The organism is Streptomyces sp. CA-111067, from assembly GCF_050956065.1.
Classification (GTDB): Bacteria; Actinomycetota; Actinomycetes; order Streptomycetales; family Streptomycetaceae; genus Actinacidiphila.
This window is the reverse complement of the sequence record NZ_CP192103.1, coordinates 5,875,674-5,889,346: the sequence shown is the minus strand read 5'-3', so window position 1 is coordinate 5,889,346 and position 13,673 is coordinate 5,875,674. Positions and strand designations below refer to the sequence as shown.

Annotated in this window: 12 protein-coding genes and 2 pseudogenes; 5 read left to right on the top strand and 9 right to left on the bottom strand. The window is 72.0% G+C overall.

The window, feature by feature from the left end; all coding sequences use genetic code 11:
* Positions 1–68: 68 nt before the first annotated feature.
* Genes ACQPW6_RS26035 through ACQPW6_RS26025 form a run of 3 tightly spaced genes read right to left on the bottom strand, consistent with a single transcriptional unit; the run spans position 69 to position 2,376 of the window.
* Complete coding sequence (locus ACQPW6_RS26035; RefSeq protein WP_433892096.1) at positions 69–491, bottom strand: RidA family protein; 423 nt, start codon at positions 489–491, stop codon at positions 69–71.
* Complete coding sequence (locus ACQPW6_RS26030) at positions 488–1,375, bottom strand: IclR family transcriptional regulator (protein WP_433892095.1); 888 nt, start codon at positions 1,373–1,375, stop codon at positions 488–490. Before ACQPW6_RS26030 ends, ACQPW6_RS26035 begins: the two co-directional genes overlap by 4 nt.
* The gene (locus ACQPW6_RS26025) at positions 1,372–2,376 is read right to left on the bottom strand and encodes a sugar kinase (protein ID WP_433894662.1); all 1,005 of its coding nucleotides are present in this window, start codon (positions 2,374–2,376) and stop codon (positions 1,372–1,374) included. Before ACQPW6_RS26025 ends, ACQPW6_RS26030 begins: the two co-directional genes overlap by 4 nt.
* A gap of 196 nt (positions 2,377–2,572) precedes the next feature.
* Here ACQPW6_RS26025 and ACQPW6_RS26020 point away from each other — a divergent pair, with 196 nt between their 5' ends.
* Positions 2,573–3,871: an amino acid deaminase gene (locus ACQPW6_RS26020; RefSeq protein WP_433892094.1), complete on the top strand. Its 1,299-nt coding sequence runs from the start codon at positions 2,573–2,575 to the stop codon at positions 3,869–3,871.
* Positions 3,872–4,069: 198 nt separating this feature from the next.
* Entirely contained in the window at positions 4,070–5,638 is a 1,569-nt protein-coding gene (locus ACQPW6_RS26015; protein ID WP_433894661.1) for an N-acyl-D-amino-acid deacylase family protein, read from the top strand.
* On the opposite strand, the gene ACQPW6_RS26010 is transcribed toward ACQPW6_RS26015, so the two are convergent.
* The 5 genes and pseudogenes from ACQPW6_RS26010 to ACQPW6_RS25990 all read right to left on the bottom strand — a co-directional run bounded on the left by ACQPW6_RS26010 (position 5,559) and on the right by ACQPW6_RS25990 (position 7,756).
* On the bottom strand, positions 5,559–5,774 hold the full coding sequence (locus ACQPW6_RS26010) for a hypothetical protein (protein WP_433892093.1): 216 nt from the start codon (positions 5,772–5,774) through the stop codon (positions 5,559–5,561). The two genes, ACQPW6_RS26015 and ACQPW6_RS26010, sit on opposite strands and share 80 nt — an antisense overlap.
* A gap of 10 nt (positions 5,775–5,784) precedes the next feature.
* Positions 5,785–5,985: a hypothetical protein gene (locus tag ACQPW6_RS26005; protein WP_433892092.1), complete on the bottom strand. Its 201-nt coding sequence runs from the start codon at positions 5,983–5,985 to the stop codon at positions 5,785–5,787.
* A gap of 10 nt (positions 5,986–5,995) precedes the next feature.
* Positions 5,996–7,054, bottom strand: a pseudogene (locus ACQPW6_RS26000) (RNA-guided endonuclease InsQ/TnpB family protein); the annotation flags it as partial.
* Between the two features lie 61 nt (positions 7,055–7,115).
* Positions 7,116–7,247, bottom strand: a pseudogene (locus ACQPW6_RS25995) (hypothetical protein); the annotation flags it as partial.
* Positions 7,248–7,336: 89 nt separating this feature from the next.
* The gene (locus ACQPW6_RS25990; protein ID WP_433892091.1) at positions 7,337–7,756 is read right to left on the bottom strand and encodes a P-loop NTPase fold protein; all 420 of its coding nucleotides are present in this window, start codon (positions 7,754–7,756) and stop codon (positions 7,337–7,339) included.
* Positions 7,757–7,847: 91 nt separating this feature from the next.
* Here ACQPW6_RS25990 and ACQPW6_RS25985 point away from each other — a divergent pair, with 91 nt between their 5' ends.
* Positions 7,848–9,059 (top strand): pyridoxal phosphate-dependent aminotransferase, encoded by a 1,212-nt coding sequence (locus ACQPW6_RS25985; RefSeq protein ID WP_433892090.1) that lies wholly within the window; start codon positions 7,848–7,850, stop codon positions 9,057–9,059.
* Between the two features lie 53 nt (positions 9,060–9,112).
* Here ACQPW6_RS25985 and ACQPW6_RS25980 read toward each other — a convergent pair whose 3' ends face one another.
* Positions 9,113–10,936: a phosphoenolpyruvate carboxykinase (GTP) gene (locus tag ACQPW6_RS25980; RefSeq protein WP_433892089.1), complete on the bottom strand. Its 1,824-nt coding sequence runs from the start codon at positions 10,934–10,936 to the stop codon at positions 9,113–9,115.
* Positions 10,937–11,199: 263 nt separating this feature from the next.
* Between ACQPW6_RS25980 and trhA the strand changes: the two genes are divergently transcribed.
* Both trhA and ACQPW6_RS25970 read left to right on the top strand, forming a co-directional pair.
* The gene (gene trhA / locus ACQPW6_RS25975) at positions 11,200–11,898 is read left to right on the top strand and encodes a PAQR family membrane homeostasis protein TrhA (RefSeq protein ID WP_433892088.1); all 699 of its coding nucleotides are present in this window, start codon (positions 11,200–11,202) and stop codon (positions 11,896–11,898) included.
* Positions 11,899–12,069: 171 nt separating this feature from the next.
* Complete coding sequence (locus tag ACQPW6_RS25970) at positions 12,070–13,665, top strand: MFS transporter (protein WP_433892087.1); 1,596 nt, start codon at positions 12,070–12,072, stop codon at positions 13,663–13,665.
* Positions 13,666–13,673: the final 8 nt, after the last annotated feature.

Below are 13,673 nucleotides of genomic sequence, written 5' to 3'. Positions count from 1 at the left end.
CGTTGTGCCCCGGTTCCCCCTTGGGGCCGGGGCACGCCCCGGCGAGCGCCCCAAAGGGGCGCGGGGGCTCAGCCCAGTACGGCCAAAGCGTCGATCTCCACCAGGAGGCCGGGCGGCAGGCCCACGTAGACCGTCGTGCGGGCGGCCGGGGCGCCGGTCAGGTTGGTGAAGTAGTCGTCGTAGATCTCGTTGAACTCGGCGAAATGCGCCGTGTCGGTCAGGTAGACGCGGATCATCACCACGTCCTCCCAACTGCCGCCGCCGGCCGCCAGGACGGCCTGGACGTTGACCAGCGACTGCCTGACCTGCTCGGCAAGGCCCGGGCCCGCCGGGGTCGGCGGCTGACCCTCGACAGCCGGCAGGAAGCCCACCTGCCCGGCCACTTGGAGGATGTTGCCCTTGCGCACGCCGTGCGAGAACCGGGCCGGCGGCGCGGTGTGGGTCGCGGGGACGATCGCGGTCTTGGGCAGCCGTGGGGTCAGGTCGCTCATGAAGAAGGTTCCTCGTTCGTGGAGTTCGGGTTCGTCGGGTTCGTGGAGTTCACATGGTCGTCGGGCAGGTCGCTGCCGGGACCTGGACCGGGGCCGGACGCCGGCTCCGGGACGCGGTGCCCCGGCCCGGCCGCCGGCAGCGGCGCCGTACCCGACAGCTCGTCGCTGATCGCCGCGGCGGTCCGCAGCAGCGCCGGGCGCAACCGCACCAACTCCTCGGCGGTGACCACGACGTTGGGTGCGGACAGCGACATCGCCGCGCAGACCCGGCCGTCCGGCCCGTACAGCGGAGCCCCGAGGCAGTTGATCGACTCCTCGTGTCCGCCCAGGTCGGTGGCCCAGCCCTGTTCGCGTACCCGTGCGAGTTCGGCGAGAAACCCCGCCGGATCGGCGGTCGACCTGGCGGTGTACCGCGGGTAGTCCAACCCCTCGGCCACCGCCCGCCGTTCGGCCTCCGGCAGGTCGGCGAGCAGCAGCTTGGCGACGGCGGCCACGGTGATCGCGACCGGCCGGCCGATCCGCGAGTACATCCGGACCGGATAGCGGCTGTCCACCTTGTCGATGTAGACCACCTCGCCCTGCTCGTAGACCGCCAAGTGCACGGTGTGGCCGGTCAGTTCGTTGAGCGCGGCCAGGTGCGGGTGGGCGATCTCCCGGATGTCGAGGGCCTCCATCGCCTGCTGGGCGAGGGCGAACAGCCGGGCGCCGAGCCGGTAGCGCTGGTCCTGCTGCCGGTAGACCAGCCCGTGTTCGTGCAGCGTGCGCAGCAGCCGCAGCGCGGTGGACTTGTGCACGTCGAGCCGGGTGGCGACCTGTTCGAGCCCGGCGGGGCCCTCGGCGAGCAGCGGCAGGATGCTCAGCGCCCGGTCGACCGTCTGGCTCATGGCCCGTCCCCTGTCCCGGCCACCGATCGCGGCGCCGGCGCCTGCTCCGTCCAGCCGGGCCGCAGCCGCAGCCTGGCCCACTCCCCGTCCGGCAGCGCCGCCAGCGCGTCGGCCCGCTCGCGCGACGGCGGGCTGCCCAGGTCGGACGGCACGGTCAGCGCGGCGGCGGCCAGCAGGTGCCCGTGCCGCAGCCGGTCGCGCAGCGGCAGGCCCCGCAGCGTCGCCGACAGGTAGCCGGCGGCGAAGGCGTCGCCCGCGCCGACGTGCGCGACCACGTCGACCGTCGGCGCCGGAACGTGCACCCGCTCGCCGTCGCTGAAGGCGGTGGCGCCGGCCGCGCCCTGCTTGACGATCAGCGTGGCCGGCTCGGGCAGCGCGGCCCGGATCGCGTCGGCGTCCGGCAGCCCCCAGGCGGCCTGCGCCTCGTCCTCGCCGACGAACACCAGGTCGCAGCCGCGGGCGAGGTCGGCCAGCAGCCACGGGTCGGCGCCGTGCCACAGCGAGGGCCGGTGGTTGACGTCGAACGAGACCAGCGGCCTGCCCGGTTCGCGGTGGGTGAGCCGGCGCATCAGCGCCAGGCAGGTCGCCGACAGCGCGCCGGTGATGCCGGTCAGGTGCAGCACCCGGCCGGCCCACACGTCGTGCCGCCGGACCAGCGCGGGCGACAGCGCGGAGGCCGCGGAGCCCTTGCGGTAGTAGACGACCTCGGCGCGGGCCGGGTCGGCGGCGACGGTGGTGGCGCGCTCGCCCGCGGTGCGGAAGTAGATGCCGGTGGGGCGGCGCGGGTCGCGCTGCACGGCGCCGACGTCCACGCCGGCCGCCTCGATCTCGGCCACCAGGTGGTCGCCGAACCCGTCCGCGCCGACCCGGCCGACCCAGCGCGCGCGGTGGCCGGCGCGGGCCAGCGTGCAGGCCACGTTGGACTCCGCGCCGCCGATGCTGCGGTGGAACGCGGGCACGTCGGCGAGCGGACCCGGAGTGCCGGGTACGAAGGTGACCATGGACTCGCCCAGGCACACGACGTCGAACCTCGGTGATGCCGTCACGCCTGCTCGCTCTCGCCTCTTTGCCGCCCGGGTCGCCCCGGCTGCTGCCTGATCGGCGTTGACCGGGCGTTCGGCGGGATGTTAGACAACAGGAAACAGAATACGCAATGGCCGTTGCACAGGGTGCAACGCCGCGCACTCGGGAGGCCGCATGGACCGCGTGGACCGGATCGACATCGGCGAGCAGGTGGCCGCGCTGCACCAGGAACGGGTGGACCACCGGTTCAAGGGGCTGCCGCCGGACGCGGCCGGCCGCACCGTCGGCGAGCTGGCGGCCGAGCGGCGCGGGCTGTTCGACGGCGGCTTCAGCACGCCGCTGCTCGTCCTGTCCGACGAGGCCCTGGAGCACAACCTCGACGTGCTGGAGCACTACGCGGCCGAACACGGCCTGGAGTTCGCGCCGCACGGCAAGACGTCGATGGCGCCGCAGCTCTTCGCCCGCCAACTCGACCGCGGCTGCTGGGGGATCACGCTGGCGGTCCCCCACCAGGTGCGGGTGGCAAGGGCGTTCGGCGTGCCGCGGATCTTCCTGGCCAACGAGCTGGTGGACGCGGCGGCGCTGGCGTGGGTCGGGGCGGAGCTGGACGCCGACCCGGACTTCGAGTTCATCTGCTACGTCGACTCCGTGCGCGGCGTCGAACTCATGGACGCGGCGCTGCGGGCGGCCGGGACGCGGCGGCAGCTGGACGTCGTCGTCGAACTCGGCGCCGGGGAGGGCGCCCGCACCGGGGCGCGCACCGAGGCGCAGTGCGTGTCCGTCGCGAACGCGGTGGGCGCGGCGCCGACGCTGCGGCTGGTCGGCGTCGCCGGTTACGAGGGCGAGGTGCCGCAGGCCGATCCGGAGCGGGTACGGGACTGGCTGCGGCGGCTGGTCGCGCTCGCGGCGGACTTCGACGCGGACGGGCGGTTCGTGGGGACGGATCGGGTCGTGGTCAGCGCGGGGGGTTCCGCGTGGTTCGACGCGGTGGCCGACGTCTTCGGGGAGATCCCCGAACTCTCCGTGCCGGTGCGGAAGTTGCTGCGGTCCGGCGCGTACGTGACGCACGACTCCAGCCACTACCGGCGGCTGACGCCGTTCAACCGGGTCCCGGCGGAAGGCTCGCTGCGGCCGGCGTTCACCCTCTGGGCGCAGGTGGTGTCCCGCCCGGCCGGCACGCAGGCGTTCCTGAACGCGGGGAAGCGCGACGCGCCGTACGACCTCGGCCTGCCGACCGTCCAGGCGATCCGCCCCGCGGGCGGCGACGACCTGCGGCCCGGCCCGCGGGTGAAGGTCACGGGCCTGTCCGACCAGCACATGTGGCTCGAACTCCCGGCCGCGGACCCCCTCCAGGTGGGCGACTGGGTCGCGCTGGGCCTGTCGCACCCGTGCACGACGTTCGACAAGTGGCAGCTCATTCCGCTTGCCGCGGAGGACAACACGATCACGGACTACATCCGCACGTTCTTCTGACGACGCCCGCCCTCACCGGCCGGTGGCCCCGGCCATCCCGCTGCGACGGGCGAGGTGAGTGGCCCGGCGCGGCCACGTCGTGGCTGATCGCGCAGTTCCCCGCGCCCCTTTGGGGCACGTCCCGGCCGGGGCGCGACAAGCCACCGCCGGCAGGCGGACCGGGGGGATGAGGGAAAGTAGGGGATTGTGGACATCGTCATGCGGGGCGCGCGGGTTGTGGACGGGAGCGGGCGGGACGCCTATGTCGCCGACGTCGGGGTGGTGGGCGGGCGGATCGCCGGGATTCGCCGGAGCGGGCGCCGGCTCCGCGGGCGGCGGAATGTGGACGCGGACGGCCTCGTCCTCGCCCCGGGCTTCATCGACATGCACGCCCACAGCGACCTCGCCCTCCTCACCGACCCCTCCCACGAGGCGAAAGCCGCCCAAGGCGTCACTCTGGAGGTCCTCGGCCAGGACGGCCTGTCCTACGCCCCCTCCGACGACACCGTCCTCAAGGAGCTCCGCACCCAGCTCGCCGGCTGGAACGGCGACGGCGCGGACGTCGACTTCGACTGGCGCGGCGTCGGCGAGTACCTGGACCGCCTGGACCGGGGCATCGCCGTCAACGCCGCCTACCTCGTGCCGCAGGGCACCGTCCGCGCGATGGCCGTCGGCTGGGACGACCGCCCGGCGACGCCCGCCGAGCTGGACCGGATGAAGGAGCTGGTGGCGCGCGGCCTCGCGGAAGGCGCGGTCGGGATGTCGTCCGGGCTGACGTACACCCCCGGGATGTACGCCTCCGACTCCGAGCTGACCGAGCTGTGCCGGGTGGTCGCCTCCTACGGCGGGTACTACTGCCCGCACCACAGGTCGTACGGCGCGGGAGCCCTGGAGGCGTACGCCGACATGCTGACCCTCGCCGAGAACGCCGGCTGCGCGCTGCACCTGGCGCACGCCACCATGAACTTCGGCCTCAACGCCGGCCGCGCCCCCGACCTGCTCGCGCTGCTGGACCGGGCCATCGCCGCGGGCGCGGACGTCAGCCTGGACACGTACCCGTACACCCCGGGCTGTACGACGCTGGTCGCCCTCCTGCCGAGCTGGGCCGCGGCCGGCGGCCCCGAGGCGACCCTCGCCCGGCTGCGGGACGACCCGACCGCCGAACGCATCCGGTACGCGCTGGAGGTCGAGGGCTCCGACGGCAGCCACGGCGTCCCCATGGACTGGCGCACCATCGAGATCTCCGGGGTGGCCGACCCCGCCAACACCGGCCTGATCGGCACCCGGCTGGACGGCTGGCCGGCCGCCCGCAGGCTGCTCCTCGGCGACCGGCTCGGCAGCACGATCCTCCAGCACGTCGGCGACGAGGCCAACGTCCGTACGATCATGCGGCACCCGGCCCACACCGGCGGCTCGGACGGCATCCTGCACGGCGCGAAACCCCACCCGCGGGCGTACGGCACGTTCCCGCACTACCTGGGGCACTACGTCCGCGAGCTGGGTGTCCTCACCCTGGAGGAGTGCGTCGCGCACCTCACCGGCCGCCCGGCCGCCCGGCTGCGGCTGCCCGACCGCGGCCTCGTCAGGGTCGGCCACCGCGCCGACCTGGTGCTCTTCGACCCGACGACGGTGGCCGCGGGCGCCACGTTCGACCGCCCGCGCACGCTGCCGTCCGGCATCCCGCACGTCCTGATCGACGGCCGGTTCGTCATCGAGGACGGCCGCCGGACCCAGGCCCTGGCGGGACGCTCGGTGCGGCGGACTCCCTGGCCAGCTGGTGCGCGATGAAGGCGGCGAGCGCGTCCGGATCGTAGACCTCGTAGCCGCGCGGGAACTCACCGGCCACGCGGCCGGTCTCCTCGCCCCACTGCGCGCCGGACCACAGCTCGGTGCGCACCCGGCGGTAGGTGAGAAACTGCCGCACCACGTCACCATCACCGGGCTCCGCCGACAGCGTCATCATCCGGTGCGGCGCGGAAGGCGAGGAGTTCGACCAGGTAGCCGTCCAGCAGGTGGTCGGTGCTGGCCCCGCTCGCGCACCAGCGGACGTGGGAGTGGATGTCGGGGCCGCTGGCGGCCGGGAATCCGATAGCTGGTCTGGTCTGGTCTGGTCTGGAAGATCTTCTCCTTGGCATCCTCCCCCGCCTAACGGCGAGGGATTCCAGCGGTCGCCCGCTGGGTTTCCTGCTTCACCGACGGCTGCCCCGTCCGGGAGGACTCCCGTTGAGGTCTTACACCGTCTCCACAGGCAGACACGGCCAGCCCGGCCGCGAGAATGTTTTCCGCCGCGTTCACGTCGCGGTCGTGCACCATGCCGCAGTCACACGTCCACGTACGGACGTTCAGCGGCAGCTTCGCCCGGATCGTGCCGCAGGCCCCGCACAGCCTGGAGCTGGGGAACCAGCGGTCGACCACGATCAGTTCGCGCCCGTACCAGGCGCACTTGTACTCCAGCATCGACCGCATGTCGCGCCAGGCCGCATCCGAGATGGCTCGGGCCAAGCTGTGGTTCTTGACCATGTTGCGGACGGTGAGGTCCTCGATCACGACCGTTTGGTTCTCACGGACGAGTCGAGTGGTCAGCTTGTGCAGGTGATCACGCCTGCGGTCGGCGATCCGCGCGTGAACCTTGGCGGCCTTCAACCGGGCCTTGGCCCGGTTCGCGGAGCCCTTCTCCTTGCGGCACAGTTCCCGCTGGGCCTTCGCGAGGCGGGCCCGGTCGCGGCGCCCGTGCCGGGGGTTGGTGATCTTCTCCCCGGTGGAGAGAGTCAGCAGGGACGTGATGCCCGCGTCGATACCGACCGCCGCTGTGGTGGCCGGGGCCGGGATGATCGCGTCGTCGCAGAGCAGCGACACGAACCAGCGGCCGGCCGCGTCCTGGGACACGGTCACCGTCGACGGCTGTGCCCCAGCGGGCAGCGGCCTCGACCACACGATGTCCAGAGGCTCGCGCATCTTGGCGAGCGTGAGAGCACCGTCGCGGTAGCGGAACGCCGAGCTGGTGTACTCGGCGCTGCGACGGGAATCCTTGCGCGACTTGAACCGCGGGTACTTCGCCCGGCCTTCGAAGAAACTGGTGAACGCGCCTTGCAGATGCCTCAGGCACTGCTGCAACGGCACCGAGGACACCTCGGCCAGGAAGGCCAGTTCCTCGGTCCTCTTCCACGCGGTGAGCATCGCCGACGTCGCGTTGTAGTTGATCCTCTTGGCGGTGGCTGACGACGAAGGCCAGGCCGGGGACGTCGAGGTAGACCTTGACGGCCTCGCAGACCGCGAGCACCGTCTCCTCCGAGCAGCGGTCGAGGTCGTCGATGAACACCACGAGCAGCCGGCCGGGCGCGCCCTGCGGTACCGACCCCACCCACTCGCCGACGACCTCCCGCAGGGTGTCCCGCATGCCGTTGCGGGCGGTGGCGTCCAGTGACAGCGTCCGCCACAGCTCGTCCACCATGCGCGCGGCGCCGAGCGGCCCGGCGGCCAGGACGGTCACCGCGCGGGCCAGCCGTAAAGCGTGCCGGGGCGGGTGACCCGGCGCAGCGCGCGGCGCAGGATATTCGGGTCGACCCGCATCAGCACCGACTTGATCAGCCCTTCGAGGGCGTCGGCGCCGGTGGACGTCCAGGCGTTGTACCAGACGGTGTGCACCTCGCGGTGCCGGCGCAACTGCGTGTCCACCAGCCGCATCAGGCTGCTCTTGCCCATCCCCCATCCGGCGTCCACCGCCATGGTGAGCGGGGTCTGGTGCCGGGATGCCACCAGCAGCCCGGTCAGCTGGGTGGAGGCGCGCCGGGCGCCGAGCAGGTCGAGCGTCTCGTCGGTCACCGGCTCGTCGTTGAGCAGCGCGAACGTGCGCGAGCCGGGGGCCGGGGCGCTCAGTGCGAGGGTCGGGGCGGCGGGGTAGGACACCCCGGCAGTCTGCCAGCCGGGCCCCCGGGGCCGCCCCGGCGTGGCGAAAAACACCGAGCGGCGGGCGTTACCTCGCCGTAAGGTGACCGGCATGCAGGTCATCCAGTCAACGAAGCTCGCCAACGTCTGTTACGAGATCCGGGGTCCGGTTCTTGAGGAGGCGATGCGGCTGGAGGCGGCCGGGCACCGCATTCTCAAGCTCAACACCGGTAACCCGGCGGCCTTCGGATTCGAGTGCCCGCCGGAGATCCTGGAGGACATGCTGCGCTCGCTCGGCGACGCGCACGGCTACGGGGACGCGAAGGGGCTGCTGCCGGCCCGCCGCGCGGTGATGCAGCACTACCAGACCAAGGGCATCCCGCTGGACGTCGAGGACATCTACCTCGGCAACGGCGTCTCCGAGCTGATCCAGATGTCGATGCAGGCGCTGCTCGACGACGGCGACGAGGTGCTGGTCCCGGCGCCCGACTACCCGCTGTGGACGGCCTCGGTCTCGCTGGCCGGCGGCACCGCAGTGCACTACCGCTGCGACGAGCAGTCCGACTGGATGCCGGACCTCGCCGACATCGAGCGCAAGGTCACCGACCGCACCAAGGCGATCGTGGTGATCAACCCGAACAACCCGACCGGCGCCGTATACGACGACGAGCTCATCCGCGGGATCGCCGACATCGCCCGCAGGCACCGGCTGATCGTCTGCTCGGACGAGATCTACGACAAGATCCTGTACGACGACGCCACCCACACCCCGACCGCGGCCCTCGCCCCCGACCTGCTGACGCTGACGTTCAACGGCCTGTCGAAGGCGTACCGGGTGGCCGGCTACCGCAGCGGGTGGATGGCGGTGTGCGGCCCGAAGAAGAACGCGGGCAGCTACATAGAGGGTCTGACGATCCTGGCGAACATGCGGCTGTGCGCGAACATGCCGGCCCAGCACGCCATCGCGACAGCGCTCGGCGGCCACCAGTCGATCAACGCGCTCGTCCTCCCCGGCGGCCGGCTGCGCGCCCAGCGCGACGCCACGTACGAGGCGCTGACCTCGATCCCCGGCATCACATGCGTGAAGCCAAAGGGCGCGCTCTACGCGTTCCCGCGGCTCGACCCGCAGGTCTACAAGATCAAGGACGACCGGCAGATGGTCCTCGACCTGCTCCGTGCGGAGAAGATCATGGTGGTCCACGGCACCGGCTTCAACTGGCCCGAGCCCGACCACTTCCGCATCGTGACCCTCCCCCGCGCCGAGGACCTCCGCTCGGCAGTAGGCCGCATCGCCCGCTTCCTCGACGGCTACTCGCAGCCGTAGGCCCCCGGCCGGGGCCGCCGCGCGCGGGGGCGCGGGTCCGGCCGGGGAATCCGTCAGCCCAGGCGGGTGACCAGGGACTCGTATTCGGACCACAGTTCCGGGGGCATCGCCGTGCCGAAGGTGTTGAAGTGGGCCGGGATGAGGGACGCCTCCTCGCGCCAGGCCGCCGGGTCCACCGTGAGGAGGAGGTCCAGGTCGGCCTGCGGGAGGTCGAGGCCCTTCGTGTCGAGGGCCTCCGGCGGCGGGAGGATGCCGATCGGGGTCCGCACGCCGGGGGCTTCGCCGTTCAGCCGGTCGACGATCCACTTCAGGACCCGGCTGTTCTCACCGAACCCCGGCCACACGAAGCGGCCGTCCGCGTCCTTGCGGAACCAGTTCACGTAGTAGATCTTCGGCAGCTTCTCGGCGTCGTGCTCCTTGCCGAGCGCGATCCAGTGCGCGAAGTAGTCGCCCATGTTGTAGCCGCAGAACGGCAGCATCGCGAACGGGTCCCGGCGCAGCTCGCCGACCTTGCCCTCGGCGGCGGCGGTCTTCTCGCTGGCGATGTTCGCGCCGAGGAAGACCCCGTGCTGCCAGTCGAAGGACTCGGTGACCAGCGGGACGGCGGTGGCGCGCCGGCCGCCGAACAGGATCGCCGAGATCGGCACGCCCCGCGGGTCCTCCCACTCCGGCGCGATGATCGGGCACTGCGCGGCCGGCACGGTGAAGCGGGCGTTGGGGTGCGCGGCCGGGGTGCCGCTGTCCGGCGTCCAGTCGTCGCCGCGCCAGTCGGTGAGGTGGGCCGGCGGCTGCTCCGTCATGCCCTCCCACCACACGTCGCCGTCGTCGGTGAGCGCCACGTTGGTGAAGACCGAGTTGCCGTACATCGTCTTCATCGCGTTGGCGTTGGTGTGCTCGCCGGTGCCGGGCGCGACACCGAAGAAGCCCGCCTCGGGGTTGATCGCGTACAGCCGGCCGTCCTCGCCGAACCGCATCCAGGCGATGTCGTCGCCGACGGTCTCCACCGTCCAGCCGCTGATGGTCGGCTCCAGCATCGCCAGGTTGGTCTTGCCGCAGGCTGACGGGAACGCGGCGGCGACGTACTTCGTCTCGCCGGTGGGCGGGGTGAGCTTGAGGATCAGCATGTGCTCGGCGAGCCAGCCCTCGTCGCGGGCCATCACCGAGGCGATCCGCAGGGCGTAGCACTTCTTGCCGAGCAGCGCGTTGCCGCCGTAGCCGGAGCCGTAGGACCAGATCTCCCGGTCCTCGGGGAAGTGCGAGATGTACTTGGTGCTGTTGCACGGCCACGGCACGTCGGCCTCGCCGGCGGCCAGCGGCGCCCCGAGGGTGTGCACGGCCTTGACGAAGTCGCCGTCGGTGCCGAGCTCGTCGAGGACGGGCTGCCCCATCCGGGTCATGGTGCGCATCGAGACGGCGACGTACGCGGAGTCGGTGATCTCCACGCCCATCGCGGACAGCGGCGAGCCGATCGGGCCCATGCAGAACGGGACCACGTACATCGTCCGGCCGCGCATCGCGCCGCGGAACAGCCCGCCGTCCCCGCTGCCCGTGCCCGTGAAGATCTCCCGCATCTCCGCGGGCGCCTTCCAGTGGTTCGTCGGGCCGGCGTCGGCCTCCCGCTCCGAGCAGATGAACGTACGGTCCTCGACCCGGGCCACGTCCGACGGGTCGGAGGCCGCGTAGTACGAGTTCGGCCGCAGCGTCGGATCGAGCCTGGTGAACGTGCCCTTGGCGACGAGCCCCTCGGCGAGGCGGTGGTACTCCTCCTCCGAGCCGTCGCACCAGACGATCTCGTCCGGCTGCGTGAGCTCGGCGATCTCGCCGACCCAGCGCGTCAGTTCCTGATGTTTGGTGGGAGCCGCAATTGCCAGCGCCACGATCGCTCCGTCCCGCCGGGTCCGCACAGACCGGCGTCGCAAATTGAGGGTTGGTTCGGCCCCTTGGGGGCTGCGGCCCGGACGCGTTCGTGGGGTGCTCATCCGGTACCGACCACACTCATATGAGTGTGCGGCCCCTCAATTGATTCTGTCCAGGGCACCTCAGGTGACCGTCGCCACTGCGCCGGCCCCGGCCCGGGTGCCCGGCGAGCCACTTTCCATACGAATGGGTAACCTACGGTTCCGTAGGTAAGATTGACGGTATGGCCGCTGTGGACGAAACTGCTGGAGTGTCCCCGACCGTCGATGAACTCGACCTGCCGCAGCAGATAAAACCCAAGCTCAGAGGGTGGTTGCACGCGGGAATGTTCCCGGCCGTGCTGATCTCCGGCGTGGTGCTGACGGCCTGCGCGCAGAGCACCAGAGGGCGCATCGCGTGCGCGATTTTCACGCTCACGGCCTGCGCGCTGTTCGGTGTGAGCGCGCTCTACCACCGCGGCAACTGGGGACCGCGCGGCGCAGGAATTTTGCGCCGACTTGACCATGCGAACATCTTCCTGATCATCGCCGGCACCTACACACCGCTGGCGATCCTGCTGCTGCCCGGCGCCACCTCGGAGCTGCTGCTGTGGCTGGTGTGGGCCGGGGCGCTGGCCGGGATCGCCTTCCGGGTCTTCTGGGTCGGCGCGCCGCGCTGGCTGTACACCCCCTGCTACATCGCGCTCGGCTGGGTGGCGGTGTTCTTCCTGCCGGACTTCATGCGGACCGGCGGGGTCGCCGTGATGGTCTGCGTGATCGTCGGCGGCCTGCTCTACAGCACCGGCGCGGTGGTCTACGGCTTCAAGCGGCCGAACCCGTCACCGCGCTGGTTCGGCTTCCACGAGGTGTTCCACTCGTTCACGCTGGCGGCGTTCGTCGTCCACTACGTGGGGATCTCGCTGGTGGCCTACCAGCACGGGTAGGCCCGCGGCCCGCTCCCCCGACCACAACCGCACCCCCGTGGGGGTGCGGTTTTTTGCTGCCCCGGCGGCCCTCGGAGCCCCGGCTTCCTGCCCCGGCTTCCCTTCCCACGAAATGAGAGTTACCCTTTTTTGACAGCAACTCTCATTTGCTAGGAACTCTCGGGAGGTCCGATGTCCACCCCACCGCCCCCTCTGGACCCGCACAGCAACCCCCGCCGCTGGCTGGCGCTCGGCGCGCTCGTCGCGAGCATGATCGTCCTCGGCTTCGACGCCACGATCCTGAACGTGGCCCTGCCGACCATGGCCGCCCAGATCGGCGCCGGCACCGACGACATGCAGTGGATCGTCGACTCGTACACCGTCGTCTTCGCCGCCGCGATGCTGCCCGCCGGGCTGCTCGGCGACCGCTTCGGCCGCCGCAGGATGCTGGTCGCGGGGCTCGCGGTGTTCCTGGGCGGCTCGCTGCTCGGCACGCTGGCCGGCTCCCCCGGGCCGGTCATCGCCGCCCGTACGGTGATGGGCGTGGGCGCGGCGTTCATCATGCCGCTGGCGCTGTCGGTGGTGCCGTCGCTGTTCGGCCCGAAGGAGCGCTCCAAGGCCGTCGCCGCCATCACCACCGCGCTGGCGCTCGGCATGCCGCTCGGCCCGATCATCGGCGGGACGCTGCTTGAGCACTTCTGGTGGGGCTCGGTCTTCCTGATCAACATCCCGCTGGTCGGCATCGGCATCGCCGCCTGCCTGATCCTGCTGCCCGAGACCCGCGACCCCGCCGCGCCCCGGGTCGACCTGTTCAGCGCGCTGCTCGCCGCGCTCGGCCTGGGCGCACTGGTCTTCGGCATCATCGAGGCCCCGGACCGCGGCTGGGGCGACCCGCTGGTGGTCTGCATGCTCTTCGCCTCGGTCGCGATGATCACCGGCCTGGTGCTGCGCGAACGCGGGGTGGCCCGCCCGATGCTGGACGTGTCGCTGCTGCGCCGGCCCGGCTTCCTGTGGAACGCGATCGCCGCCACCCTGGTCAGCTTCGTCCTCACCGGTCTGCTCTTCGTGCTGCCCACCTACCTCCAGACCGTGCTGGGGCACGACGCCTTCGGCACCGGGCTGCGGCTGCTGCCGATGATGGCCGGCCTGCTGGTCGCCTCGCGGCTGTCCGGCACGCTGGTCAAGCGGTTCGGGTCGCGCCAGGTGATCATCGGGGGGCTCGCGCTGATGGCCGCGGCGGCGTTCCTCGGCAGCCGTACCGCCGTCGGTGACGGGTACGGCACCGTCGCCGTCTGGCTGTCGCTGACCGGTGTCGGCTTCGGCCTGGCCATCGTCCCCTCGATGGACTCCGCGATGGGCATGCTGCCGCTGGAGCGGGCCGGCAGCGGAACGGGGCTGCTCCAGACGCTGCGGCAGACCGGTGCGGCGGTCGGCGTCGCCATCCTGGGCAGCGTCCTGTCGGCCGGATACCGGGGCCGGCTCGACACCGACGGGCTGTCGCCGGCCGCGGCGCACACCGCGCACGAGTCGGTGGTGGGCGCGCACACCGTGGCCGCCGGGCTCGGCGACCGGGCGCTGGCGGCCGGCGCGGACGCGGCCTACCTGCACGGGATGAACCTGGTGCTGGCCGTGTGCGGCGCCGGGGCGCTGCTCGCCGCGCTGCTGGTGTGGCGGTTCCTGCCGGACACGCGGGATGACGAGGAGACGGGTGCAGCGAGCGGGGCAACGGGTACGAACCGTCCGCCGGCCGAGGCCGCGCCCGTGGCAGCTGAGGGGGTAGATGCATGACAATGACG